The following is a 25,638-nucleotide window of genomic DNA, read 5'->3' on the forward strand; positions in this document are numbered from 1 at the left end:
TTCTTCGCCAGGTCGAGCCCGACAGTGGTAACATCCAGCATGACCGTCCTCCTTTGTGGATCCTCGCAGACCCACCTCGGCACATCGATGCCGTCGGGGGGCGGTCACATCATCCGAGCCCCGTGCCAGGACAAAATTGGCCAAAGGTTGCTCGGATCCCCGCCGCTCGCATCGAGAGCGAGGGACCGTCGAAAGCGACTTCGACTGTGAAGCGCGGGGCCGGTCGCGTCACCTTCGGAGCAGGGCCAGCGCGGTTGCAGCCGGGGAAACTGACCCGGCCCGGTCCTGAATTTCCGATCGCAGAACGAACCTGCGGATCAATGCGTCAAGTTTTGCCGGATCGTTGAACTGCGCAAGATCCGGCGACCCGAAGGCCGCCTCGGTCTTCGCCCGCAATGTTGCGACTTGCTGGTCAAGGTCGATTGCCGCGAAGCTTTTCGGCAATCCGAATGCCGTCTGGATCATTTCGCGCAAGGGCGGATTGGCAAGAAGACTGTACCACTTTGCCTTCTCGCTGGACGACCTGGTGGCAAGATCCGAGATCTCCCTTTCGGCATTGAGGGCAAGGCGATAGGTGTTGTTCTGAGTGCCGACGTCCTTCTCGAAGCTGCGTGTCCTGAACAGGGACAGGATCTCTTCCGGAAAGGTCGAGATCATCGTGCGCGGAACCGAGAAATCCCCGTAGCCGAAGGCGGCTGCAAGCTTCTGATACTGCTTGTTGGCAAGCCGGTTCGCGAGACTTCCCTCCTTGAGCGTACCACCCTCCAGTACCTTCTGGATGAATGCCTTGCTGTTCACATCGCCCTCAAGCCCGAAGGCCGTGAGAGCGATGCGCAGAAGCCGCTTGTCGTTCACCAGCTTCTCGGCCGTATCAGCCGTGCCGATCCTGTCCCGGAAGTAGGCCTCGTCGCGCCGTTGTGCCGGAAGCGCCTGCTGAACGGCCTGCTGTCGGGCCATCGTGCGCTTGAGGAAGGTCCAGCCCGAATAGCCCGAGAATGGCAAGAGCGGCTGGAAGGTCACGCGCGACCAGCGGCGAGGAGCCGCTCCTCTCGTGGAAGCAGGGCGCGCAGGGCTTTCAGGGCCTGATAATGCTGATCCTCAATCACCGCACGACTGGCGATGGTGAGCTGCGTGCGGCTGTCATAGTCAGTCAAGACCTGCGAAAGCTGCTCGATCCCGCGCAGAAGCTGCAACTTTGCTTCTTCGGCATCTGCGTCGCCGGACAACACCAGTTGCGCGATATAGCAGACCCTGCGGACTGGCGTGTTCACCTGTTCTGGGTGGATTGCATCCCGCAGACGCAAAATGTTGGCATTTGGCGTCATGACGGCAAGGCGCGACCGCTTGTCGCCGTTCTCGATCACCGCTCCGTTGATCAGCACCCGCTCATGCGGTCCAAGCTTGAGGACAAGGCCACTCATCTGCCGCCCCCTTCCCCACGCAGACCACGCATGACGGCCATGTTGATGTCCGTCAGGACTTCGACGCTGGCCTTATCGTCAAGGACAGCGCGGCTGTGGTGGACAGTGAACTCGTAGAGGTAGAATAGCCGTGCACGCAGGGCGGCCGGAAGCGTGTTGCCAGGCAGCGCGACGTCGGATGCGAGCGTCGACCAGAGCTGCATGTTGTCGGTCACGGCGCGCACCAGAGCCGGAAAGTCGGTTGTCCGGGAGGCCCAGGCGCTGCGCAGACGCTGGGTGACCTGCGCAAGAAGATCGTATTCGACCGAGCGCTGCGACCGCGTTGGCGCCTCTGGTCGAGCGTAGCTTATGGCGGAGTGGAAGGTCATGGGGTGTCCATCTGTTCGAAAGCGTCGGGGTGAAGGTGGCCGCGGAGGCCATTCTCCGCGGCCCTAAGTGCTTAGCGGAACAGAGACAGAAGGCCCTGCGGCTGCTGGTTGGCGATCGACAGCGCCTGGGTGGCCAGCTGCTGCTGGACCTGCAACGCCTGGAGGCGGGCCGAGGCCTCCTCCATGTCGGTATCGACCATGGCGCCGATGCCGGTCTTGAGCGAATCGGTCAGCTTGCCGACGAACTCGCTCTGGATCTCGACCCGCTTCTGCGCCGAACCGAAGGAAGCGGCGGCGTCGATCGAGGTCTGCAGCATCCCCTCGATGTTGCCCAAAGCCGCAAGGGCGCCGGCTCCGGTCGTGACATCCAGACCTGTCAGGGCCCCCAGGCCACCTGCGTTGGCGTTCTTGAACTGGGCGCTGACCGAAAGGTCCGACGCACCGCCATTGGTGAGAGACAGGGTCCCGGGAGCGCTGCTGTCATAGTCGATGGTCAGACCAGCAATCCCGAGGCTTTCGATCGCAGTCTTCAATCCGACCGCCGCCACGCCCTCCGGCGTGGTGGACGCCACATCGGCGGCCGTGAAGGTATATGAGGCCGTCTTGCCGCCGATCGTGATCGACAGGCGGTCGCCTGCGGCAAAACCCGCGCTGCCATCGATGACGATATCACCGGTACCGGTGCCGGCGGCCAGAGCAAATCCTGCCGTATCCGCCCCGGTGGACACGCCGGTGGTGCCGGTGAAGGCCGCCTTTGCCACATAGGCACCGGTGGACAGGTTCTGCGCATTCACCTCGATGTTGTTGGAGGAAACGCCGGTCTGGCTGCGGTCCAGCGACGACAGGATGTTGACCTGGGTCTGCGAGCCATTGACGAGGTTCAGGCCATTGAACTGCGCCGCACCGACGGTGGATTCGATCTGCTTGGTCAGCGCCTCGATATCCGTCTGGATCTTGTTCCGATCGACGTTCTCTGCCTGGGCGGCGACGATCTTGCCCTTCATTTCGGTCAGAAGTTTGGTCACGGTTTCCGCCGCGTTGCGCGCGACGGTCAGAGTGGCAGAGCCGACCGCAAGGCTGTCGGAGATGCCCTTGAAGCCCTCGACATCGGATTCCATCACCTTCGAGATGGCCCAGACGGCGGCGTTGTCCTTGGCGCTGGCCACCGACTTGCCGGTGGAGATGTCGGCCTGCGTCTTGTTCAGGTTGGCATTGATGCCCTTCATCGTCTGGAGGGCCACCATTGCGCTGGTATTGGTCAGAATCGACGACATGTTTCAGTCCTTGCTGCAAGGCCGCAGGTTTCACGGCCGGAAAAGCCACGGATCGTGGCAGTTGTGGCGTTCTGTCCATGCCGCCGGGTGACCGGAAGCGCCGCCCCGTCATGAGGCGCGAGGACCATCAAGCCGCAAAGCGCCTAATCATTTCCTAACCTGGCAAAGGCAAATGCCCGGCATTTGAATGACTTCTGATCGAATCCTGCCGTCTTCAAGCAGCCTTGCCTGTGGATTCAGGACGGGCCGGTCGCAGCGCGGCGCAGTTGAAACCGCTGGATCTTGCCTGTGGGGGTCTTGGGCAGCGCCTCGGCAAAGACCACGCTGCGCGGGTATTTGAACGGGGCAATGACCCGTTTCACATGGTCCTGCAGCGTCCTGACCATCAGTGCGTCGCCCTGTTGCCCGGGCGCAAGCACGACATGGGCCTGGACGATCTGGCCGCGTTCTGCGTCGGGGACGCCGACGACCGCGCATTCCAGAACCGCCGGGTGCTGAAGCAGCGCCGCCTCGACCTCGGGTCCGGCGATGTTGTAGCCGGCGGACAGGATCATGTCGTCGGTGCGGGCGGCGAAGTGGAAGTAGCCGTCCTCGTCTTGCCAGAAGGCATCCCCGGTCAGGTTCCAGCCGCCCTGCACATAGTCGCGCTGGCGGGCATCGGCGAGGTAGCGGCACCCCGTCGGGCCGCGCACGGCAAGGCGGCCGACCTCGCCCCGGGGTTTCTCGACCATCTCCTCACCCAGGATCCGGGCCTCATAGCCCCTCACGGGCCTTCCGGTGCAGCCGGGCCGGTTATCGTCGAACCGGTTACTGATGAAGATGTGCAGCATCTCGGTCGCGCCGATCCCGTCCAGCATCGCCTTGCCGGTCTTGGCGCGCCATTCCTCGTAAACCGGGGCGGGCAGCGTCTCGCCTGCCGAGACGGCGGCCCGCAACGAGGAGAGGTCGGCGCCCTCGTCAATGGCTTTCAGCATGACGCGATAGGCTGTCGGCGCGGTGAAACAGATTGTGGCTCGATGTTCTTCGATCATCGCCACAATGTTCGGCGGCGAGGCCTGCTCCAACAGCGCCGCGGCCGCGCCGAACCGCAGCGGGAAGACGGCCAGACCGCCAAGACCGAAGGTGAAGGCAAGCGGAGGGCTGCCGATGAACACGTCCTCCGGCGTCATGCGCAGCACTTCACGCGCGTAGCCGTCGGCAATGACCAGGAGGTCGCGGTGGAAATGCATCGTCGCCTTCGGTTCGCCGGTGGTGCCAGAGGTGAAGCCCAGAAGCGCCACGTCGTCGCGTCCGGTAAGGACGGCCTCGAACCGGACCGGCTTCTTCAGTGCGCGGCGGTCGAGTTCGGCGTCATGATTGGCGGTGCCGTCAAAGCCGACAACGGTCGTCAGGAACCGGCTGTCCTTGGCGCAAAGGACAAGCTCTTCCATCAGCCGGGTATCGCAGAGCGCATGACTGATCTCGGCCTTGTCCACGATCTTCGCCAGCTCGCCCGCGCGCAGCATCGGCATTGTGTTCACCACCACCGCCCCGGCCTTGGTGGCCGCCAGCCAGCAGGCCACCATGGCCGGGTTGTTCGCCGAGCGGATCAGAACGCGGTTTCCGGGCTTGACCCCGTAGTCCTCGATCAGGACATGCGCGATCCGGTTGGTCCAGTCGGTCAGTTCCTTGTAGGTCCGGCTGCGGCCATTGCCGATCAGGGCAACATGATCACCGAACCCCTGAGCGACCATGCGGTCGGTCAGCTCGACCGCGACATTCAGCATCTCGGGGTAGTCGAAGCCGGTCAGATCGATCGGCGGCCAGTCCTGCGGGGCGGGAAGCCGGTCGCGGGTGAAACTGTCAAGGTGTCCGGTTGGTCCAAGCATGGCGGCTCCTTACGCGCGGTCCCGGTCCCGCCGGGAAACGGTGCCTCAGTCGGGAACGATGGCCGTGGCCTCGATCTCGACCTTGGCGCGGTCCTCGATCAAGGCGACGACCTGGACCACGGCCATCGGCGGGTAGTGGCGGCCGATGATCTCGCGGTAGATGCGGCCCAGCGCCTTGGGATCGGCCAGATAGGCGTCCTTGTCGGTGATGTACCAGGTTAGCCGCACCAGATGCTCGGGACCTGCGCCGCCTTCGGCCAGAACGGCAACGACGTTGCGCAGGGTCTGTTCGACCTGGCCAAGGAAGGTGTCGGTCTCGAACTGACAGTCCGCGTTCCAGCCGATCAGCCCGCCGGTCAGGACCATCCGCCCCCGCGCGGTCGCCCCGTTGGCATAGCCTTTTGCCGGTTTCCAGGCCGGCGGATGCAGGATCGTGATGCTCATGTCGTCTCCTGGAAAGCTGCGATGCGGTCGCGCAGGTCCTGTGGCCAGGACCTTGGGCGACCCGTTTCGTTGACGTGGACCAGGGTCAGGCTTGCCGAAAGCCGAAGCTCGCCCGCGCCATGCGCCCGCAGGGCAAGGCCTGCGGAACTGCGGCCCAACCTGGTCACCGACAGGTGCCAGTCCAGCATGTCGTCCAGACGCGAGGGGGCGTGGAACACCGTCTCGATGGCCACGGTCGGCACGCCTGTGCGGCTGGCCGTCATCTGCCCGAAGGTGCATCCGGCCACGTCGCGGAAGAAATTCTCGATGACCGAGTTCATCATCTCGAAATAGCGCGGGTAAAAGACAATGCCGGCGGGATCGCAGTGGTTGAACTCGACGCGGATGCTGCGGGCATAGGTCATGCTGTCACCCGCCCAGAACGCTGCGAGCAATCACGACGCGCTGCACGTCGCTGGCCCCTTCATAGATACGCAGGGCGCGGATCTCGCGGTAAAGCTCTTCGACCTTCACCCCGTGTCGCACCCCGTCGCCGCCGTGCAGCTGGACTGCCATGTCGATGACCTCCTGCGCGGCTTCGGTCGCGTAAAGCTTGGCCATCGCGGCCTCCCGACTGATCCGGGCAGTGCCCTGATCCTTGGTCCAGGCGGCGCGATAGACCAGCAGGGCCGCCGCATCGACCTTCAGCGCCATGTCTGCAAGGTGCCCCTGCACCATCTGCAAGGCGGCCAGCGGCTCGCCCTGGATCCGGCGCGCGGCGCTGCGGGCAAGGGCCTCTTGCAGCGCGCGGCGTGCCAGGCCCAGCGCCGCGGCGCCGACGGTCGAGCGGAAGACATCCAGCACCGACATCGCCAGCTTGAAGCCGTCACCGGCACGACCGATCAGCGCGGCATCGGGCAGTTGCGCATCGGTCAGTTGCAGCGTGGCCAGGGGATGCGGCGCCATGACCTCGATCCGCTCGGTCACGGTCAGACCCGGGACATCCGCGGGCATCAGGAAGGCTGACAACCCGCGCGCGCCGGGGGCCTCGCCCGTGCGGGCGAAGATGACATGGATATCGGCGATGCCACCGTTCGAGATATAGGTCTTGGTCCCGTTCAGGCGCCAGCCGCCCGCGACCTTTTCGGCCATGGTCGAAGTGGCAGCGACATCCGAGCCCGACGCCGGCTCGGTCAGGGCAAAGGCGGCGATTGCCGCGCCGGACCGGGTCCGGTCCAGCCAGGCCCGCTGCGCGTCTGTCCCGAACAGCGAGACGGCACCCATGCCCAGGCCCTGCATGGCAAAGGCGAAATCCGCAAGGGCATCGTGGCGGGCCAGCGTCTCGCGGATCAGGCAAAGCGTCCGGACGTCCAGCCGCTCTCCTTCGGACGCCCCCGTGTGGCGCAGCCAGCCGCCAGCGCCAAGCATCGCAACCAGAGTCCGGCAGGCGGCGTCCACATCGTCATGCGGGACGGGCAGGTTGGCGGCGCACCAGGCCTCCAGCCTTGCGGCCAGATCGCGGTGCTGCGGCTCGAAGAACGGCCAATCCAGGAAGCTGCGGTCCACGTCCCCTGCCATGCGGTCAGTTCCCCTCGAACACCGGCTTTTCCTTCGCCACGAAGGCCCGATAGGCCCGTTCAAAGTCCTTCGTCTGCATGCAGATCGCCTGGGCCTGCGCCTCGGCCTCGATCGCCTGTTCCAGCCCCATGTTCCATTCCTGGTTCAGCTGGGTCTTGGTGATCCCCTGCGCGAAGGTCGGCCCCGCCGCCAGTTGCCGGGCCAAGGCCATCGCGGCGTCGTCCAGCCCCTCGGTCGGGTGCAGCGCATTCCAGAAGCCCCAGGCATGGCCCTCTGCCGCCGTCATGACCCGTCCGGTGTATAGAAGTTCGGCCGCCCGGCCCTGCCCGATGATCCGCGGCAGCATCGCACAGGCCCCCATGTCGCAGCCGGCAAGCCCGACGCGTGTGAACAGGAAGGCGCATCTTGCGTCGGGCGTGGCCAGCCGCAGATCCGAGGCCATGGCCAGGATCGCGCCCGCCCCCACCGCGATGCCGTCCACCGCCGCGATCACCGGCCTGCCGCAGCCGATCATCGCCTTGACCAGGTCTCCGGTCATCCGGGTGAAGGCGAGGATATCTGTCATCTCCATTCCGACCAGCGGGCCGATGATGTCGTGCACATCCCCGCCGGAACAGAAATTGCCGCCGTTCGAGCCCAGCACCACCACATCGACATCCGTCGCATGGGGCAGGGCGCGGAACAGGTCGCGCAGTTCGGCATAGCTGTCGAAGGTCAGCGGGTTCTTCCGATCCGGGCGGTTCAGCCTGAGGATGCCGATCCGGTCCCGCACCTCCCACAGAAAATGCAGCGGTTTCAGGTCGGCAAGCGCGGTGCGGGTCAGAAGGCTCATCGTTTCGCCGCCCTCTTCAGGATTTCGGTCAATGTCTCCACATCGGCGTCGCTCAGCCCGGCAAAGATCCGGGCCACCTCGGCCTCATGATCCCGCGCGAGTGTCTCGAAATGCGCGAGCCCCTCGGGCGTAAGCGAGACATGCACGGTGCGCCGGTCGCTTTCGGACGGTCGCCGCACGACCAGGCCATCCGCCTCAAGCCGGTCCACCACCGCCGTCACATTGCCGTTCGAGACCAGCAGCATCCGGCTCAACTCGCTCATGCTGACCGGATCGCGGCGGCGGTAGAGGGCGGCCATCACGTCGAAACGGGGCAGGGTAGAGCCGTGCCGCACCCGCAGGTATTCCCGCAGCTCGGCCTCGGCGGTGCGGGTGACGGACAGAAGCCGGACCCACAGCTTGAGGCGGCGTTTCGATCCCTCGCTCATGCCTCTCCCCCTGCGATGGCAAGCGTCTGCCCATTGATGCCCTCGGTCCCGGCGCTGCAAAGCCAGAGCGCGGCCGACGTTACCTCGGCGGGCTGGATCAGGCGTCGCTGCGGGTTATGATCGGCCAGAGTCTGCCGCGCGGCTTCGGGTGTCATGCCGGTCTTGCCGACAATGGTTTCGACCGAGCGGTCGGTCATCTCGGTGTCGAGAAAGCCGGGGCAAAGCGCATTGACCGTGACGGCCTTGCGCGCGACCTCCAGAGCAAGTGACCGCACCAGTCCCACCACGCCGTGCTTGGCGGCCGCATAGGGCGCGACGTAGGGATAACCCTTCAGCCCGGCGGTCGAGGCCACGGCAATCAGCCGCCCCCAGTCGCCGAACTGTGCTAGCCCGGCGCGAAAGGTCAGGAAGACGCCGGTCAGGTTGACCGCGATCATCGCGTTCCAGTCTTCCAGCGTCGTCCTGCCAAATGGGGCGCTGGTCGCGGCCCCGGCATTGGCGATCACCACGTCGCAGCGACCGGCCTCGGCGAAAAGGCGTTGCACACGGGCCTCGTCGCTGACGTCGGCCAGAACGATGTGCGCCCCGGTCGCGTCGGCAACCTTGCGCAGCGGAGCTTCGCGGCGGCCGCAGATCACCACCTCGGCCCCGGCTTCGGCGAAACCGCGCGCAAGGTCCGCCCCGACCCCGGTGCCGCCACCGGTGATCAGCACGCGCCCGCAGCGTGGATCAAGCCCGGAGACCGTCATGCGCGGATCACCTCCTGTTGCCGCTGGCGCAACCTGACCAGCAGGTCGCGGCCGCCGCGATAGGGTGCGGGCCAGTCAACCTCGGTTTCGCCCTGTTCGGCGGCGGCATGCAGCGTCCAGTAGGGATCGGCCAGATGCATCCGCGCCAGCATGACCAGATCCGCCCGGCCCGCCATCAGGATGCCGTTCACCTGATCCCAGTCGGTGATGTTGCCCACCGTCATCGTGGCCAGGCCCGCCTCGTTGCGAATGCGGTCGCTGAACGGGGTCTGGAACATGCGCCCGTAGATCGGACGTTCGGCCGGGTCGGTCTGCCCGGAGGAGACGTCAATGATGTCCGCCCCTGCCTCGGCGAACTGCCGGCCGATGGCGACGGCCTCTTGCGGCGTAACTCCGCCCGCGATCCAGTCGCATGCAGAAATGCGCACCGACATCGGCTTTTGCGCAGGCCAGACCTCGCGCATGGCCCGGAACACCGCCAGCGGATAGTTCATGCGGTTTTCCAGGCTGCCGCCATAGGCATCGGTCCGGTGATTGGTCACGGGACTGATGAAGCTGGCCAGAAGATAGCCATGCGCGGCGTGCAGCTCGATCATGTCGGCCCCTGCGCGGTCGGCCATCCGCGCGGCGGCGACGAACTGGCCCTTCACCCGCTCCAGGTCGTCCGCATCCATTGCCTTCGGCACCGCATTGTCGGTCCGGTAGGGGATGGCCGAGGCCGACAGGATCGGCCAGTTGCCCGCAGCAAGCGGGCGGTCGATGCCGCCCTCCCATGGCACGCAGGTCGAGCCCTTGCGCCCCGCATGGCCGATCTGGATGCAGAATCTGGCATCCGTTTCGGCATGGATGAAGTCCGCCAGCCGTTTCCAGGCGGCCTCGTGTTCGGGCGCGTACAGGCCGGGGCAGCCGGGCGTGATGCGCCCCTCGGGGCTGACGCAGGTCATCTCGGTATAGACCAGCCCGGCCCCGCCCTTGGCCCGTTCGGCGTAGTGAACCAGATGCCAGTCGGTCGGGCAGCCGTCCACCGCCTTGTATTGCGCCATCGGGGATACGACGATGCGGTTCTTCAGCGTCATGTCGCGCAGCCGGTAAGGCGCGAACATCGGTCGGCTTCCCTTGCGGCCGCCCGCCTGTTCCTGGAACCAGTCTTCCGCCGCGCTGAGCCAGTCGGGGTCGCGCATCCGCAGGTTTTCATGGCTGATCCGCTGCGAGCGGGTCAGCAGCGAATAGGCGAACTGGATCGGCGGCATGTCGAGGTAACGCTCGACCTCTTCGAACCATTCCAGGCTGTTCCGCGCCGCCGATTGCAGGCGCAGCACCTCGACCCGCCGCTCCTCCTGATAGCGGCGGAAGGCGTCCTCCATGCTGGCCTCGGAGTGCAGATAGTCAGCCAGCGCGATCGCGCTGTCGAAGGCCAGCCGGGTCCCCGAACCGATCGAGAAATGCCCGGTCGCCGCAGCGTCGCCCATCAGGACCACGTTCTGGTGATACCACTTCTCGCAGATCACCCGGGGGAACTGGATCCAGACCGCCGAGCCGCGCAGATGGGCCGCATTCGACATCAGGTCGTGCCCGCCGAGATGCCGCTCGAATATCCTGCGGCAGGTCTCGACCGTTTCCTCCTTGCTCATCCCGGCAAAGCCGAGGCGGTCCCAGGTCTCGGGCAGGGTCTCGACGATGAAGGTCGCGGTGTTGTCGTCGAACTGGTAGACATGGGCCCAGACCCAGCCATGTTCGGTCTTTTCGAAGATGAAGGTGAAGGCGTCGTCGAATTTCTGGTGCGTGCCAAGCCATACGAACTTGCAGCGCCGGGTGTCGATGTCGGGACGAAAGACTTCGGCATATTCCTGCCGGACCAGGCTGTTGATCCCGTCACAGCCGACAACGAGATCATATTCCCGGCGATAGTCCTCGGCGGACCGGAAGGTCGTCTCGAACTCCAGCCTCACACCCAGGTCCCGTGCGCGGGCCTGCAACAGGATCAGCATCGCCTTGCGGCCGATCCCGGCAAAACCATGCCCCCCCGACACGGTGCGCACACCGTCATGGACCACGGCAATATCGTCCCAGTAGGCAAAACTGGACCGGATCACCTCGGTCGAGACGGGATCGTTCTTCTGCATCCGGGCCAGCGCCTCCTCGGACAGGACGACGCCCCAGCCGAAGGTGTCGTTCGCGCGGTTCCGCTCCAGCACGGTGACGTCATGCGACGGATCGCGCAGCTTCATCGAGATCGCGAAGTAAAGACCGGCCGGCCCGCCGCCGAGGCAGAGTATCTTCATCACCCGGTGCTCCCCTTTGTCCGGAAGTGTCGCAGGTCGGCGATGAATTTCAAGCTTAAAACTTTTATGCTTGAAAATTTTCCGCCTTGTCTCATGCTGCGGTCATGGATCATCTGCTGGAGATCGACGAAGGCGCCTGGGTGCGGCTGGTGCTGAACCGGCCGGCGGCGCGCAATGCGCTGGACACGGCGTTGCTGGGCGATCTTGCTGCAAGCCTGGAACGCCTTGCCGACCGACCCTCCTGTCGGGCGGTCCTGCTTCAGGGCGCCGGGGGCAATTTCGCGGCCGGGGCGGACATCGCCGAGATCGAGACCAGAACCGCGGCCGAGGCAGCGACCGACCCACGCAAGGCCCATTGGGCGGCGATCCGCGCCTTCCCGAAACCCATGGTCGCGGCCATCGAAGGCTTTGCGCTGGGCGGAGGGCTGGAGCTTGCCTTGATGGCCGACCTGATGGTTGTCGGCGACACTGCCCGCCTCGGGCTTCCCGAGACCAACCTCGGCCTGATCCCCGGCGCGGGTGGCGGCCAGCGGCTGCTGTCCCGGATCGGTCCGGCCCGCGCGGCCCGGATGGTCCTGACCGGAGAGATCATGGATGCGGATACCGCCTTCGCATGGGGCATCGCCTCGCATCGTGCGCCGGATGCCATCGCCGAAGGCGCGGCTCTGACCGCCCGGCTGGCCGACCGCGCGCCCCTGGCGCTGAGGGCGGCCAAGGTGGCCCTTGTCGCGGGCGCCGAGGCATCCCTTGCCTTCACCGAAGAACGGGCAGGCTTCGAGGCACTGCTGTCCTCGGCCGACAAGCAGGAAGGCATCCAGGCCTTCCGCGCGCGTCGCAAGCCCGAGTTCCAGGACAGGTGAGACGCATGGATCCGACAGCCATCGGCGTCATCGGTCTTGGCACGATGGGAATCGGGATCGTCCAGGTCTTCGCATCGGCCGGCTATCAGGTGCTGGCGACCGACAGCCAGGCACCGGCCTGCGCCAGCGCCAATCACCGGCTGGCCGCCGCCCTCGCGTCACGGGTTCAGGCCGGAAAGCTGACCGAGACGGACAGCATCGCAATTCTTTCGCGGGTCCGGGTGGTCGATGGCCCTGCCCGGATGGCCCCTGTCGCGCTGGCCATCGAGGCCGTGGTCGAGGATCTGCCCGTCAAGCGGGCGATCTTCTCGGCGCTGGAACGGGTGATTGCGCCGGATTCCATCCTGGCCAGCAACACCTCGTCGCTGCCGATCGCGCAGATGGCAGAGGGTCTTGCCTGTCCCGGGCGCCTTGTCGGTCTGCATTTCTTCAACCCGGCCCCGGCGATGAAACTGGTGGAACTGGTGGCCCATGCCGACACTGCCCCTTGGGTTCTGCCGCAGGTGCGGGCGCTCATGAAGCCTGTCGGCAAGACGCTCATCGACTGCCCGGACCGCCCCGGCTTCATCGTCAACCGCTGCGCGCGGCCCTTCTATGGCGAGGCGCTGGCCCTGCTTGAAGAAGGACGCTCAGCCGCCGCGATGGACGCCGCGATGCTGGCGGCGGGCTACAGGTTGGGTCCGTTCTCGCTGATCGACCTTGTCGGCGCCGACATCAACCTTGCCGCGACCGAAGGGCTGAACCGTGCGATGGGCGGGCACCCGCGTTACCACGTCTTTGCAGCCCTGCGGGCGCAGGCGGCCAGCGGCAATCTCGGACGCAAGACAGGCAAGGGCTTCGTCTTTCCCGACCAGCCCGGCTCTCCTCCCGGCGACGCCGATGCCATTGTCCTGCGGATCGAAGCGACGCTGGCCAACGAGGCCGCCTGGCTGCTGGCAGAGGGCGGCACAACGCGCGAAGGGATCGACACCGCCATGAAGCTTGGGCTGAACCTGCCGCGCGGGCCCTTCGAGTGCCTCGAGGCGCAGGGCACCGACAGGATCATCGCCGAATTGGCCCGCCTTGAAGGCGCTGCGCCCGCGCATCTGCGTGGACGCTATCTGCCCGCACCAGAACTTGTTCCAGCATGACCCGAGACGTCTTCCTCTGCACCATGCGCCGCACGCCGATCGGTCGCTACGGCGGGGTCCTGGCCAGCCTTCGCCCCGACGACATGGCCGCGCTGGTGATCGACGGCCTGCTTGACCTTTACCCGGGTCTGCCGGTGGACGAGGTGATCTTCGGCTGCGCCAACCAGGCGGGCGAGGACAACCGCAATGTCGCCCGCATGGCCGTGCTGTTGTCGCGGCTGCCGGAAACCGTTCCCGCCCTCACCGTCAACCGGCTTTGCGCTTCAGGCCTGGATGCAGTCATCGCCGGGGCCCGCGCGATCCGCGACGGGGCCGATCTGGTCATCGCAGGCGGCGTCGAAAGCATGAGCCGCGCGCCCTTCGTGATGCCCAAGGCCGAATCCGCCTTTGCCCGGAAGACGGAAATCCACGACACGACCATCGGCTGGCGGTTCGTGAACCAGCGGATTGCGGATCTTTACGGAATCGATTCGATGCCCGAGACGGCCGAGAACGTGGCTGCGGATCACGCGATCAGCCGGGCCGACCAGGACGGCTACGCGCTGCGCTCGCAACAGCGCTACGATGCGGACTGGCATCGCGCCGACATCCTGCCCGTGACCCTCCGCTGGCGGTCCGGCGAAGCCGTCATCGACACGGACGAACATCCCCGCGCCACATCGGCAGACCGTCTGGCAGCCCTGCCAACCCCGTTCCGCGCCAACGGGACGGTGACGGCAGGCAATTCCGCCGGCGTCAACGACGGGGCCGCCGCTGTGCTGCTGGCCTCGGCCCGGGGTCTGCAACGGGCTGGCCTGACACCCCTGGCCCGGATCGGTCGCGCAGCATCCGCCGGAGTTGCCCCGCGCGTCATGGGCATCGGTCCGATTGCGGCTGTCGAGCGGCTGGTCTCCGCCGGAGTGCGCCCGCCGGCCGAACAGGACGTGATCGAACTGAACGAGGCTTTCGCCGCCCAGGTCCTGGCCTGCACCCGCGCCTGGGGACTGGAGGACGCCGATCCCAGAGTCAACGCGCAGGGCGGGGGCATCAGCATGGGCCATCCACTGGGCATGTCCGGTGCCCGCATTGCCGCGACGGCCGCGCGGCGTCTTGCGGAAGGCAGGGGCAAGTCCGCTCTGGCGACACTGTGTGTCGGGGTCGGACAAGGCGTCGCGCTGGAACTCCTCCCGGTCTGAGACGGCACAGGCTGTCCTGCTCTGCCTGGCGGTTGGGTCGGTGCCCTCCGACCGGGGCCCGTCAAACGCGATGCGTACGCCCGGGACCCTCGATGGGAACTGGCGCCTTCTGCCCGCGCGCGTTGTAGGTGTTCAGTTCCGGACCCCTCGTGATCTCGCTCATCCGCAAGCGGGCGGCGCGGACCCCGCGGCTTGCCGCCTCGATCAGCCGCGCGTTCCGCTGGGCCTTGGCAAGTACCGATTCCGCCAACCGCGCATCGCCGCCCGGGATGCTGCTGGAGTCGATCTGGGGCGCCAGCCGCGTCAGGGCCGCAAAGTCGCCAGTGGTCAAGGCCTCTGCGACCTCATCCAGCAGGGCTTCAAGCCTGTCCATTCTCGGCCTCCGTCATCGCCTTGAAGATCATTTCGGCCAGCCCGATTCCTCCACTCTGCACGATCAGTCTTGCCTGCTCTTGCCGCAGGAACGAGGCAAACTGTGTCTCGCCCGCCCCGCCGCCGAAAGCCCCCTCCATCGCGCCAAGACCGGAATGTCCCAACATCTCGGACAGGAATGTCGCCTCCAGTTCCCGTGCCTTGGTCATAAGCAGATCGATGCGCGCCGGCGCCGGGATCTTTACCGAGGATACGTCCATCGCATGCTCCAGAAGGGTCGAATTTTCCGCAAGGATCAGGGATGCGGGTAAAGAATGGGTAACTTCTGCACCGGATAACGGTCTGGCAGCGGCAGATGTCGTGGACCCATGCAGAACGCAGTTTCAATCGCATCGATCACCGTTCCTGTCAGTGACATCGGGCCGATGCCCGCCGCACCGACGGGCCGCGGGTTTGCCTTCACGCTTTCGGAACCGGTCACGGACCCCCTTCACGCCAGCCAGTCGCCCGACGGGGCCGAGGCGAGCCCCCCTGGTGTCCCATTCCGGAACGAACGCCTCTTCGTCAGATCGACCCTTGGCAGCGGATCCGACCCGGAAAGGTGCGCTCTGAACTCCGCCGTTGCCGACCAGACGGGTTGTCTGCCCATCGGTTGGGCGGGTCCATGGCAGGCACTGTTGCCCATCGCTGCTGATGCAGGTGCCGTCGGACGGCAGGCCGGCCCGACCAGGCCGGACACCGAAGGAACGATGCTTTCTGCGGCAGCGGCGGATCCGTGGTCGGAGCTTGTTCCCGCTTCGCCACCCGGTTCGGACTGGACCCCCGACACTCCTCTTTCCATGGCAGGTGGCCGCACTGCCGCACCGGAATTCACAGGGCCATCGCCTGTGGCGGACTCTCGACCGACGCAAAGTGCTGGTTCTGTCCCGGGAACACCCGCAGGCGAAGCCGGGCCGGATGCCACATCCCTTGTTGTGATTCCCGCCGGCGGCGCAGATGTCGCGACAGCCGCCTTCCACTTCCGGCGTGGGGCAGCTGAAAACGAGGACGCTGCCGCCAACCTGCCGAAACCTGTCGAGCCGGCCGAGCCGGCCGAGCTCCTGACCGGAGCGGGATCCGCGGCCGGATCTGAAACAGATGCCGCCACCCCCAATCCGTTGAAGGTCGGGTCCGGCGATGCGCCGACGCACCGTCCCACGCCCAGCACCTTCGGGCCACGGCCGGACCTTGCGGAGGACCTGCCCGCCCATCCGATACCGGCTTCCGCGTTCCGGCAGACCGGGGCGGACCAGACAGGTCCGACGCTGCCGTCCGAGTCGGATCAGACCCCTCCTGCCGCTCAGGCGTTCGATCCCGATCGAACAGCGTACGGGGGCCGGAGGTCCGGCAGCATCTGGGAGCGTGCTTTCCTCGACACGACCCGTGACCATGCGGCCGGTCCGTTCCCTCCCGCCTCGAATTCGCCCGAGGATGATCCGGCCGTTCCCGTGGCGGTCCTTCAAACCGGCATGGCGGGCCCGGTAACAGTTTCTGGTCATGTTTCTGTCGATCCGGGGCCTTGGCCGGTCGCTCCGATCACCGCAGGCGCATCGGGGATCATCCCCGAACCACCAGAAGCCCTTGCCGCTATCCGCCCGGCAGTGCGGTCAGCCGATGGACGCCCGGTCAACCATGTGGTCGGGATGCTGGTGGAATCATGGCCCGACCCATCGCCTGGCCGCAGCGATGCCCCCGAGGAACAGACGGCCGTGGCTGTGATGGTATCTTCCCCCGGTCAGGCAAGCCCCTCCGGCGCGAAGGTCGATCTTGCCCCGCACCTCTTGTCGCATGTGGGGGTGCAACTCGCAGCCGTCCTGTCCCATGGTTCCGGCGGTGTCACCGAGCTTGCGCTGGCGCCCGCCGAACTGGGCCGGGTCCGGTTGCGGATGAAGCCGGACGCAGCGGATCCGGACCGACTGGTCGTCATCATCACGGTCGAGCGACCTGAGACGCTGGATCTTTTCCGGCGTCATGCCGGAGACCTTGCAGAAGCGATCCGCAACGCCGGCTTCTCCGGATCAAGCATCGATTTCGCGCATGACGGCGAAGACCGCCTGACCAGAGCCGGACACGAGGATCGCGGAATCGGCGCCTCGGCGGTGCCGGAGGACGAACCCCCCACCCAAACCCCGATGCGTCATCTCCTCGGGGAAACCCTTGATCTCAGATTGTGAGGCCGGAATGGACATCTCAACCGTCAGCTCTTCGATGTATGTCGCGCAGCAGTCCGCGGCGCCGTCGAAGATCACATCGGACTTCAATACCTTCCTGCGCATGCTGACGGTGCAGATGCAGAACCAGGATCCCTTGAAACCGATCGATTCCGCGGACTACGCGGTGCAGCTGGCGACCTTCTCGGGGGTCGAACAGCAGGTGCGGACCAACCAGCTGCTTGCCGATCTGCAAAGCAAGTTCCAGCAGCTGGGCCTGGCAGAGATGGCCGGCTGGGTCGGCAAGGAAGCCAGATCCAATGCGCCGGTGCTGTACGAAGGGAGCCCGATAACCCTTTCGCCCAATCCCGCCGTCGGATCAGACCGGGCGGTACTCGTGGTGCGTGACAGTGCCGGCAGGCTGGTCTCTCGCGAGGAGATCCCCGTCAGCATCGAGCCTTACCAGTGGCTTGGCGCCGGAATCGACGGCGCGCCGCTGCCGACGGGAACCTACACGATCACGCTGGAAAGCATGCGCGGCGATACACGGATCGACGCCAGACCTGTCGAACACTACGCCCGCATCGTCGAGGCAAAGGGCAGCAGCACGGGAACCACACTGGTCCTGCGCGGCGGGATCGAAGTGCCGGCCTCCAGCGTGACGGCATTGCGAAGCCCGCAGGGATAGGTCGAGCTTCCCGCCCTTCGGCTGTCCGGTCATCGACAGCGGGCGCTTCTTTGCCAGCCTCCTGTGCGACGCAGGCGCTCTGCCAAGACAACGTCGCGGGGCGATAAGGTTTCCTTGCCCAGCCATGGCAGAGTCAGGTTCACGCCGCGGACGCTCGCGGGCCACACTTCACTCGCGAAACCGGGCCTCGACCGGCTCCGGCTCCTGCGGCGCTCCGAGAAGAGGCATGAGCAGGCCGAACAGTTCAGCCTGGCTGGACAGGCCGCAGCGCGCATAAAGCTGGCGGCGAAACACCTTGACGGTCTGCGGACTGACCTGAAGTTGCAGCGCGATGGAGGCAGACGAATGGCCCTGGAGGATCAACAGCGCCACATCTGCCTGGCGGGGGGTCAGGCGAATGCCGGCATCGGCCAGGCGGTCCCGGATCTTTCCGGCAACCGCCTCGGGGGCTACTCCTGCCGCCGAAAGCCCGGACCAATGCCCCTCGGCAAGCGCCAGGACGATCGGGGCAATCCTTTGGCAGGTCTCGATGGCGCGCGCCTCGAAAGCCCGAAGCGACTGGCCATCCCGACCGAGACAGAGGTTCAAGGTAACGCCGGGTGACGGATAGGCCACGAAGGTCAGCTCGTCGACCAGCGTGGTCTGGCGGTAATAGTCGTTGAAGTAGCGGCTGCGCTGGAAGGCGTCGGGGGCGACGTCCGACAGTCGGTAAAGTCCGGCCGGTGCCCGCGCCAGGTGAAGGGCGTGAAAGGGGTCAAGCAGGTAGGCCCCGCCCAGATAGGTGCTTTCCAGCTGACCGAAGACCGGACTGCCCGGGGCCGAGTGCCGGAACAGCACCTGTGGCGCAACCCCGTCACGATAGGCCAGCACGATCAGATTGTCCGGGGCAACGGCCCGGTGAAACCAGGCCCAGAGCGCGCTTTCGAAACCCGGCCGCGCCAGGCGCCGGACGGCTTCACCCAGGGCCTCCTCGGCGCAGTTGGGTTGCGCACGCATGATACCTCTCTGGGGGTATATACCACCCGAAACACGATGGGCTATCCTTTCCACATAGTTTCGGGGGTATGGATGCGTCAATGACAGCCGCGGTGGATCTGAAGAACGTGGTCAAGCGCTATGGGCCGGTGACGGCGCTGCATGGTGTCTCTCTGGCCATCGCAGACAACGAATTCTTCACGTTGCTCGGTCCCTCGGGCTGCGGCAAGACCACCCTCCTGCGCCTGATCGCCGGGTTCGAGGACATTTCGGAAGGAGAGATCCGGCTGTTCGACAAGGACATCGCCGGGCTGGAGCCCAATCTCCGGCCCGTCAACACGGTCTTCCAGCACTATGCCCTGTTCCCGCACATGACGGTTCTCGACAATGTGGCTTTCGGGTTGAAGATGAAGGGGGTAGACCCGGTCGCCCGACGTGCGCGGGCCGGGCAGATGCTTGAGATGGTGCATCTTTCCGCCTTTGCCGATCGGTTTCCCTCTCAGCTTTCCGGTGGCCAGCAGCAGCGGGTGGCCCTTGCCCGCGCCCTTGCGCCCGAGCCGAAGGTGCTGCTGCTGGACGAACCGCTTTCCGCGCTCGACCTCAAGCTGCGCCAGGCCATGCGGGTCGAGCTCAAGCAGTTGCAGGAACAGACCGGCATCACCTTCATCTTCGTCACGCATGACCAGGAGGAAGCGCTGACCATGTCGGACCGGATCGCCGTGATGAGCGCGGGCCGCGTGCAGCAGATCGGAACGGCGCGCGACATCTACGAGGCGCCCGAGAACCGCTTCGTGGCCGATTTCATCGGCGAGACCAACCTGTTGCAGGTGGATGTCGCAGCCGTCCGCGAAGGCAGGGCAACGGTCGTCCTGCCTGGCGGAAAGCAGATCGTCTGTCCCGCCTCCGGCACGTCCAGCGGGCGCCATAACCTGTCGATCCGCCCCGAACGCCTGACCATTTCGGACAATGCCGACCTGATGGCGACGGTCGAACGGGTCGTCTACCTTGGCACCGATCTTCAGGTCATCGCCCATCTGGACAGCGGCGAGCCGATTTCGCTTCGGCTTCAGAATGCCGCCCGGGTCTCTCTGCCCGAGCCCGGCCAGCGCATCGGCCTGCATCTGGAGGAAGGCGGCGCCCGCCTTCTGGCCGACTGATGGCGGGCCCGGGTCGCGGCACAGGTTCCGGTGACGCCACCTACCGCGCGCTGGTGCGGCCGCTCTTGATCCCTAGCTGGCTGGTCATCGGCATCCTGATGGTGCTGCCGGTCGCATTGATGGCGGTCTATTCCTTCCTGACGAAAGAGTTCCGCGGCGGCGTGATCTGGGACTTCACCCTTGCCGCCTACGACCAGTTCTTCCTGGACCGCGGCCTGTTCGGCGACGAGCCGCCGCGGATCGAGTGGACCTACATCACGATCTTCTGGCGGTCGATCTGGCAGGCTGTGCTCGCGACGCTTCTCTGCCTGCTGATCGGCTTCCCGACGGCCTGGTTCATTGCGACCCGACCCGCGCGGACAAGGGGAATCTGGCTGTTCCTCGTCACGATTCCCTACTGGGTCAATCTGCTGATCCGTACCGTCTCGCTGCGGTTTCTCTTGCGCGACCAGGGTCCGATGAACGAGGCGCTGATGAGCCTGGGCCTGATCAGCAGCCCGATCTCGATCATCAACACCAACCTTGCGGTGCAGATCGGGCTTTTCTACAGCTACCTGCCCTTCATGGTGCTGCCGATCTATGCCGCGGTCGAGCGCTACAATTTCGCCCTGTCCGAAGCCGCCGCCGACCTCTACGCCAGCCGCTGGGCAACCCTGCGCGAGATCGTGCTCCCGGTGGTCAAGCCCGGAATCATCGCCGGCTGCATCCTGGTCTTCATCCCCTCGCTTGGCGCCTTCCTTGCGCCCGACCTCCTCGGCGGGGCCAAGACCTTCATGATCGGCAGTCTGATCGACGAACAGTTCCGCGGCAGCCAGGGCAACTGGCCCTTCGGCGCGGCAGTGGCCATGATCCTGATGACGCTGGTGCTGATCGTCCTGCTGGTCTACGCCCGCGCACAAGGGAGGGCCCCGCGATGATCCTGCCGCCAGCCCCCCACCCCCAACCCCTCCCCACGAGGCGGAGGGGAGCCGCCCGCCCCGGACCTCGGGCTCTCCCGCTGCCGCCTCGCGCCTCCCTCCCCCCTCGTGGGGGAGGGATGGGAAATGGGGGCCACCGCAAGGGGGCGCGGTCATGAAGGGTGTGCGGCATTATCCCGGCTTCCTGCCCCTGACCATTCTCTGCCTGGTCGTCCTCTACACCCCCCTGATCGTCGTCGCGGTCTACAGCTTCAACGCCTCGACCTCGATTACCAGCTGGGGCGGCTTCAGCTTGCGCTGGTATGGCGAGGTCTTCACCGGACGCGAGGCCGCGCGCTTTGGTCAGGCGGCCTGGAACTCGATCACCATCGCGCTGATGGCCGCGACCACCGCCACGGTGATTGCCACCGCCGCTGCGTTGGCGATGGTGCGCGGCGGGCCGTTCCGCGGCCGACAGGCCAGCTTTGCCCTCATCAACCTGCCGCTGATGGTCCCGGAAATCGTGATCGCCGTGGCGACCCTCATCTTCTTCTCCACCATCGGGCTGCGCACCGGCTATCTGACCATCCTTCTGGCCCATATCACCTTCTGCATCCCCTTCGCCTACCTGCCCATCGCCGCCCGGCTGGAAGGGATCGAAGGCACCTACGAACAGGCCGCCCGCGACCTTTACGCCACCCGTGCCCAGGCCTTCCGGCTGATCCTGCTGCCCTTGATGATGCCCGGCGTGATCTCGGGCTGGCTTCTGGCCTTCATCATCAGCCTGGACGACTTCATCATCACCAACTTCGTCAAGGGTGCCGGGATGGAGACGCTGCCGACCGCGATCTTCGGGTCGGTCAAGCAGGGCATCAAGCCGAACATCATGGCCATTTCCACGCTGATGCTGCTGGTCAGCGTCCTTTTCGTCACCGCCGCCTACCTCATCAACCGCAAGGGCCGCCAGAGCCCCTGAACGACATGGAGAGATACATGAGAAAACTGCTTCTGACCTGGGTCTTCCTCGCTTCGCCCGCCTTTGCCGAGGGCCAGCTCAAGGTCTACCACTGGTTCGAATACATCCCCGACGACCTGGTGCAGAAGTTCGAGGCCGAGACCGGGATCAAGGTCACCATCGACACCTATGATTCGAACGAGGCGATGCTGGCCGCGCTAAAGGCAGGCAAGCTTGGCCAGTATGACGTGGCCGTGCCGGCCGATTTCATGGTCGGCATCATGGCCGCCGAAGGGATGCTGGACAGCTTCACCCCCGAAGAAATGCCGAACCTCGGCAATATCGAGCCGCAATGGCTGGACGTGCCCTTCGATCCGGGCCGGAAACATTCGATCCCCTACCAGTGGGGATCGACCTCGTTCAGCGTGAACCGTGACGTCTATCAAGGCGACATCTCGTCGCTTGCCACGATCTTCGACCCGCCGCCGGAACTGTCGGGCAAGATCAACGTGCTCGACAGCCAGAACGAATTGCTGATCCTGGGCAGCCTCTACCTTGGCATCCCGCAATGCACCCAGGACCGCGAGGCGCTGAAGGCCCTGAACGACATGCTGCTTGCCGCCAAGCCGCATTGGGCCAGCTTCGGCTCGGACATTGCCAAGGACGTGCTGGTGTCGGGCGATGCGGCGGCCGGGATGATCTACAACGGCTTTTCCGCCAAGGCGCGTGCCGAGGGCGCGAATGTCGAATACGTCTATCCGAAGGAAGGCCATGTGGTCTGGATGGACAATGTTGTCCTCCTCAAGGATGCCCCGAACCGGGAGAATGCGTTGAAGTTCATGAACTTCCTGCTCGAACCCGAGAATGCGGCGGCCGTCACCAACTACGCCGCCTATACCTCGGGCGTGATCGGGGTGGACCCGTTCCTGGACGAGGCGATCAAGACCAGCCCGGAAAACAACCCGCCCGAAGGGATCACTCCCGGCGTCTTCGCCCAGGCCTGCGACGAGGAAACCCAGCGCCTCTATGACGCGATCTGGACCAACCTGAAGAAGTGACCGCCGGGGGCCGGATCACCCCGGCCCCTTTCATCCTTGCACAACCATCCCGGGGGGTCCGGGGGGCTGACCCCCGGTTCTGACAGATGAAACTCGCACTCTGGCAGGGCACCTCGCCCGCCGCCGATCTGGACCGCGCCTGCGCCGAGGCCGAGACCGCCCTTGCCGCAGCCGCGGCGATGGGTGCGGCGGCGCTGGTCCTGCCCGAGCTCTGGCTGCCCGGCTACAACCGGCCGGACCTTCCCGCGCGGGCCCTGCCGCTGGACAGCGCACCGCTGCGCCGCCTTGCCTCGGCCGCGCGCGCCCACGCGACAGCACTGGTTGTGGGCTATGCCGAGCGCGACGGTGACAGGCTTTACAACTCTGCCGCCTGTTTCGGCGCGGACGGAGGCCTGCTGGCCAACTACCGCAAGGTTCAGCTTTACGGGCCGCGCGAACACGCGCTCTTCACTCCGGGTAGGTCCTTCGCGACCTTCCCTCTTGGCGGCCAGACGGTCGCACTGCTGATCTGCTATGATGTCGAGTTCGCGCCGCATGTGAAGGCGCTTGCCGACCGGGGTGTCCGCGCGATCCTGGCCCCTACCGCCAACATGGCCCCCTTCACCCATGTCGTGCGCCACACGGTGCCCGCCATGGCCGCAAACCACGGGGTCAGCATCGCCTACGCCAATTACTGCGGCAGCGAGGACGACCTGACCTATGTCGGCGGCTCGCTGATCGCCGGGCCACATGGCGAGGTGCTTGCCCAGGCCGGAGATCACCCCGCGCTGCTGATCGCCGAGATCCCACCCCGCGACCCGGCCCGCCTGTCCACCCAGTCCGCCGATCTGAGGGCCATCGAATGACCCGTCTCCTCGCACATGACATTCTGTTCACGCCGATGCGGATCGGCCCCAAGACAGCCCCGAACCGCTTCTACCAGGTCCCGCATTGCAACGGCGGCGGCTACCGCGACCCTTCCGCCGTGGTCGAGATGCGCCGCACCAAGGCCGAGGGCGGCTGGGGCGTGATCTTCACCGAACAGACGGAGATCCATCCGACCTCTGAAATCACCCCCTTCATCGAACAGCATCTCTGGGACGACCGCGACATCCCGGCTCTGGCCCGGATGGCCGAGGCGATGAAGTCGCACGGCGCGCTGGCGGGCATCCAGCTGGCCTATTCCGGCATCAACGGCCCGAACCTCTACTCCCGCGAGGTGCCGCTGGCCGTCTCCGGCGGCCCGATCCTGACCTTCACTTCAGACCCGGTTCAGGCCCGAACCATGGACAAGCAGGATATCCGCGACCTCCGCCGCTGGTTCGTGAATGCTTTCCGCCGCAGCCGACAGGCGGGCTTCGATCTCGTCTGCCTCTATGGCGCGCATGGCTTCGGCATCCTGCAACACTTTCTCAGCCGCGCGACCAACCACCGGACCGACGAATACGGCGGCAGCCTGGAGAACCGCGGTCGGTTCCTGCGCGAAGTCGTCGAGGACTTCCGCGAGACCACGAAGGGAGAGATGGCCGTCACCCTGCGCATGTCGCTGCACGAAGCCGGCGCCTACGGCTTTTCCAATGCCGAACTGCGCGATTTCATCGCGATGCACGGCGACCTTCCCGACCTCTGGGACCTGGCCCACGGCACCTGGGAAAACTGCTCGGGCACCAGTCGCTTCAAGCCGGAAGGCGCGCAGGAAGACCTGGTCCGCGGGATAAAGGCGCTGACCTCGAAGCCCGTCGTGGGCGTCGGACGCTTCACCTCTCCCGATGCGATGGTGCGCCAGATCAAGGCCGGCATCCTGGACTTCATCGGCGCGGCGCGGCCCTCGATCGCCGACCCCTTCCTGCCGCTGAAGGTGCAGGAAGGCCGCTACGAGGACATCCGCGAGTGCATCGGCTGCAACATCTGCGTCAGCGGCGACATGACCGGCGCGATCAGCCGCTGCACCCAGAACACCGCCTTCATGGAGGAATGGCGCAAGGGCTGGCATCCCGAGCGCGCGTGGCCGAAAGGGGCGTCCGAAAGCGTCCTGATCGTCGGCGCCGGACCGACCGGGCTGGAGGCCGCCCTGCAAGCCGCAAGGCGCGGCTACAGGGTCACCCTGGCCGAGGCGACCACCACCCTCGGCGGCCGCGTCGCAAGGGAACGCGCCCTTCCCGGCCTGTCAGCCTGGGGCCGGGTCGCCGATTACCGCACCGGCCAGATGGCCCCGATGCCGAATGTCGAGATCTACCGCGACAGCCCCCTTGCGCCCGAGGACATCCTCGCCATGGGGGCCGACCATGTCGCCGTCGCCACGGGGGCGACCTGGCGCCGCGATGCCGTCGCGCGGCTGCATCTGCACGACATTCCGACCGATGCGCGCATGGCGCTGTTCACCCCCGACGACGTGATGGCGGGCCGCATGCCCGAGGGCATGACCGTCGCGCTTTACGACGACGACCATTTCTACATGGGCTCGGTCCTGGCCGAACTTCTGGTGGCGAAGGACAACCGCGTGCATTTCGTCACCCCCGCCGCGAAGGTCGCGGAATGGACCGAAAACACGCTGGAGCAGGGCACGATCATGCGGCGCCTGCTGGAGCTTGGCGTCGAGCTTCACCTCGGCAAAGCCCCGGAAGCCATCGGCGCGCGCGAGATCACCCTCGGCTGCGCCTGGACCGGACGGCAGATGGCGCTGCCCTGCGATGCGGTCCTCCATGTCACCTCCCGCAGCCCGAACGACCGGCTGTACCATGCCACCCGGGCGCTGGACTGGCAGGGCGCCGGCATCCGCTCGCTGAAGCTGATCGGCGATGCCGCCGCCCCCGGACCGATCGCCTGGGCCACCTACGCCGGCCGCGCCTGGGCCGAGGCGCTTGACCAGCCCGATCCCGGCGACGCCCTGCCTTTCCGGCGGGAAATCGCCCAGCTGCTTCCGCCGGACCGGATCACACCCTGACAGAGGTACCCCGGTCCTCCGGTCTTGCGCCAGACCG

Annotated in this window: 27 protein-coding genes; 11 read left to right on the forward strand and 16 right to left on the reverse strand. The window is 66.1% G+C overall.

All coding sequences use genetic code 11. The features are described from left to right. Positions 1–228 precede the first annotated feature (228 nt). The 12 genes from G8O29_RS02495 to G8O29_RS02550 all read right to left on the reverse strand — a co-directional run bounded on the left by G8O29_RS02495 (position 229) and on the right by G8O29_RS02550 (position 11,223). Positions 229–957, reverse strand: coding sequence for a DUF1217 domain-containing protein (locus tag G8O29_RS02495; RefSeq protein WP_207623632.1), 729 nt, complete (start codon positions 955–957; stop codon positions 229–231). A gap of 59 nt (positions 958–1,016) precedes the next feature. Next, positions 1,017–1,421: a flagellar biosynthesis repressor FlbT gene (gene flbT / locus G8O29_RS02500; protein WP_166401653.1), complete on the reverse strand. Its 405-nt coding sequence runs from the start codon at positions 1,419–1,421 to the stop codon at positions 1,017–1,019. Further along, positions 1,418–1,789 carry a flagellar biosynthesis regulator FlaF gene (gene flaF, locus G8O29_RS02505; RefSeq protein WP_166401654.1) on the reverse strand — a complete coding sequence of 124 codons (372 nt, stop codon included), beginning with the start codon at positions 1,787–1,789 and terminating at the stop codon, positions 1,418–1,420. The genes flbT and flaF overlap by 4 nt, the downstream gene beginning before the upstream one ends. Before the next feature lie 71 nt (positions 1,790–1,860). Then, on the reverse strand, positions 1,861–3,063 hold the full coding sequence (locus G8O29_RS02510; RefSeq protein WP_166401655.1) for a flagellin N-terminal helical domain-containing protein: 1,203 nt from the start codon (positions 3,061–3,063) through the stop codon (positions 1,861–1,863). A 236-nt stretch (positions 3,064–3,299) separates the two neighbouring features. Continuing rightward, positions 3,300–4,931, reverse strand: a complete 1,632-nt coding sequence (locus G8O29_RS02515) for an AMP-binding protein (protein ID WP_166401656.1) — start codon at positions 4,929–4,931, stop codon at positions 3,300–3,302. A gap of 45 nt (positions 4,932–4,976) precedes the next feature. Then, a complete protein-coding gene (locus G8O29_RS02520; RefSeq protein ID WP_166401657.1) occupies positions 4,977–5,375 on the reverse strand; it encodes a RidA family protein in 399 nt (132 codons plus the stop codon). Continuing rightward, complete coding sequence (locus G8O29_RS02525; RefSeq protein WP_166401658.1) at positions 5,372–5,779, reverse strand: acyl-CoA thioesterase; 408 nt, start codon at positions 5,777–5,779, stop codon at positions 5,372–5,374. The genes G8O29_RS02520 and G8O29_RS02525 overlap by 4 nt, the downstream gene beginning before the upstream one ends. 4 nt (positions 5,780–5,783) lie before the next feature. Beyond that, positions 5,784–6,932, reverse strand: coding sequence for an acyl-CoA dehydrogenase family protein (locus G8O29_RS02530; RefSeq protein WP_166401659.1), 1,149 nt, complete (start codon positions 6,930–6,932; stop codon positions 5,784–5,786). 4 nt (positions 6,933–6,936) lie between these two features. Then, positions 6,937–7,764, reverse strand: a complete 828-nt coding sequence (locus G8O29_RS02535; RefSeq protein ID WP_166401660.1) for an enoyl-CoA hydratase family protein — start codon at positions 7,762–7,764, stop codon at positions 6,937–6,939. Beyond that, a complete protein-coding gene (locus G8O29_RS02540) occupies positions 7,761–8,192 on the reverse strand; it encodes a MarR family winged helix-turn-helix transcriptional regulator (RefSeq protein ID WP_166401661.1) in 432 nt (143 codons plus the stop codon). The genes G8O29_RS02535 and G8O29_RS02540 overlap by 4 nt, the downstream gene beginning before the upstream one ends. Next, entirely contained in the window at positions 8,189–8,941 is a 753-nt protein-coding gene (locus tag G8O29_RS02545) for an SDR family NAD(P)-dependent oxidoreductase (protein WP_166401662.1), read from the reverse strand. Before G8O29_RS02545 ends, G8O29_RS02540 begins: the two co-directional genes overlap by 4 nt. Further along, positions 8,938–11,223 carry a bifunctional salicylyl-CoA 5-hydroxylase/oxidoreductase gene (locus tag G8O29_RS02550; RefSeq protein WP_166402069.1) on the reverse strand — a complete coding sequence of 762 codons (2,286 nt, stop codon included), beginning with the start codon at positions 11,221–11,223 and terminating at the stop codon, positions 8,938–8,940. Before G8O29_RS02550 ends, G8O29_RS02545 begins: the two co-directional genes overlap by 4 nt. Before the next feature lie 104 nt (positions 11,224–11,327). Here G8O29_RS02550 and G8O29_RS02555 point away from each other — a divergent pair, with 104 nt between their 5' ends. The 3 genes from G8O29_RS02555 to G8O29_RS02565 are packed head-to-tail and all read left to right on the forward strand — an operon-like array spanning position 11,328 to position 14,388. Beyond that, positions 11,328–12,083: an enoyl-CoA hydratase-related protein gene (locus tag G8O29_RS02555; protein WP_166401663.1), complete on the forward strand. Its 756-nt coding sequence runs from the start codon at positions 11,328–11,330 to the stop codon at positions 12,081–12,083. Between the two features lie 5 nt (positions 12,084–12,088). Then, the gene (locus tag G8O29_RS02560) at positions 12,089–13,213 is read left to right on the forward strand and encodes a 3-hydroxyacyl-CoA dehydrogenase (protein WP_166401664.1); all 1,125 of its coding nucleotides are present in this window, start codon (positions 12,089–12,091) and stop codon (positions 13,211–13,213) included. Next, positions 13,210–14,388: an acetyl-CoA C-acyltransferase gene (locus tag G8O29_RS02565; RefSeq protein WP_166401665.1), complete on the forward strand. Its 1,179-nt coding sequence runs from the start codon at positions 13,210–13,212 to the stop codon at positions 14,386–14,388. Before G8O29_RS02560 ends, G8O29_RS02565 begins: the two co-directional genes overlap by 4 nt. A gap of 61 nt (positions 14,389–14,449) precedes the next feature. On the opposite strand, the gene G8O29_RS02570 is transcribed toward G8O29_RS02565, so the two are convergent. From G8O29_RS02570 to G8O29_RS02580, 3 genes are read right to left on the reverse strand one after another with little or no spacing between them, the layout of a single operon-like run. After that, positions 14,450–14,761 carry a hypothetical protein gene (locus G8O29_RS02570; RefSeq protein WP_166401666.1) on the reverse strand — a complete coding sequence of 104 codons (312 nt, stop codon included), beginning with the start codon at positions 14,759–14,761 and terminating at the stop codon, positions 14,450–14,452. Continuing rightward, positions 14,748–15,020, reverse strand: a complete 273-nt coding sequence (locus G8O29_RS02575; protein ID WP_166401667.1) for a rod-binding protein — start codon at positions 15,018–15,020, stop codon at positions 14,748–14,750. Before G8O29_RS02575 ends, G8O29_RS02570 begins: the two co-directional genes overlap by 14 nt. A 35-nt stretch (positions 15,021–15,055) precedes the next feature. Next, positions 15,056–15,241, reverse strand: coding sequence for a hypothetical protein (locus G8O29_RS02580; protein WP_166401668.1), 186 nt, complete (start codon positions 15,239–15,241; stop codon positions 15,056–15,058). 268 nt (positions 15,242–15,509) lie between these two features. On the opposite strand from G8O29_RS02580, the gene fliK reads away from it, so the two are divergent. Further along, entirely contained in the window at positions 15,510–16,973 is a 1,464-nt protein-coding gene (gene fliK, locus G8O29_RS02585; RefSeq protein ID WP_207623633.1) for a flagellar hook-length control protein FliK, read from the forward strand. 7 nt (positions 16,974–16,980) lie between these two features. After that, positions 16,981–17,637, forward strand: a complete 657-nt coding sequence (locus G8O29_RS02590; protein ID WP_166401670.1) for a flagellar hook capping FlgD N-terminal domain-containing protein — start codon at positions 16,981–16,983, stop codon at positions 17,635–17,637. Positions 17,638–17,805: 168 nt separating this feature from the next. On the opposite strand, the gene G8O29_RS02595 is transcribed toward G8O29_RS02590, so the two are convergent. Further along, positions 17,806–18,633, reverse strand: a complete 828-nt coding sequence (locus G8O29_RS02595; protein WP_166401671.1) for a helix-turn-helix transcriptional regulator — start codon at positions 18,631–18,633, stop codon at positions 17,806–17,808. Positions 18,634–18,713: 80 nt separating this feature from the next. Between G8O29_RS02595 and G8O29_RS02600 the strand changes: the two genes are divergently transcribed. The 6 genes from G8O29_RS02600 to G8O29_RS02625 all read left to right on the forward strand — a co-directional run bounded on the left by G8O29_RS02600 (position 18,714) and on the right by G8O29_RS02625 (position 25,601). Further along, complete coding sequence (locus G8O29_RS02600; protein ID WP_166401672.1) at positions 18,714–19,769, forward strand: ABC transporter ATP-binding protein; 1,056 nt, start codon at positions 18,714–18,716, stop codon at positions 19,767–19,769. Next, positions 19,769–20,686: an ABC transporter permease gene (locus G8O29_RS02605; protein ID WP_166401673.1), complete on the forward strand. Its 918-nt coding sequence runs from the start codon at positions 19,769–19,771 to the stop codon at positions 20,684–20,686. The genes G8O29_RS02600 and G8O29_RS02605 overlap by 1 nt, the downstream gene beginning before the upstream one ends. A gap of 154 nt (positions 20,687–20,840) precedes the next feature. After that, the gene (locus tag G8O29_RS02610) at positions 20,841–21,641 is read left to right on the forward strand and encodes an ABC transporter permease (RefSeq protein ID WP_166401674.1); all 801 of its coding nucleotides are present in this window, start codon (positions 20,841–20,843) and stop codon (positions 21,639–21,641) included. A gap of 17 nt (positions 21,642–21,658) precedes the next feature. After that, entirely contained in the window at positions 21,659–22,678 is a 1,020-nt protein-coding gene (locus G8O29_RS02615) for an extracellular solute-binding protein (RefSeq protein ID WP_166401675.1), read from the forward strand. Between the two features lie 86 nt (positions 22,679–22,764). Next, positions 22,765–23,523, forward strand: a complete 759-nt coding sequence (locus G8O29_RS02620; RefSeq protein ID WP_166401676.1) for a nitrilase-related carbon-nitrogen hydrolase — start codon at positions 22,765–22,767, stop codon at positions 23,521–23,523. Continuing rightward, a complete protein-coding gene (locus tag G8O29_RS02625) occupies positions 23,520–25,601 on the forward strand; it encodes an oxidoreductase (RefSeq protein ID WP_166401677.1) in 2,082 nt (693 codons plus the stop codon). Before G8O29_RS02620 ends, G8O29_RS02625 begins: the two co-directional genes overlap by 4 nt. Positions 25,602–25,638: the final 37 nt, after the last annotated feature.

Source organism: Rhodobacter calidifons (genome assembly GCF_011174775.1).
In the GTDB taxonomy this organism is placed as follows: Bacteria; Pseudomonadota; Alphaproteobacteria; order Rhodobacterales; family Rhodobacteraceae; genus Tabrizicola; species Tabrizicola calidifons.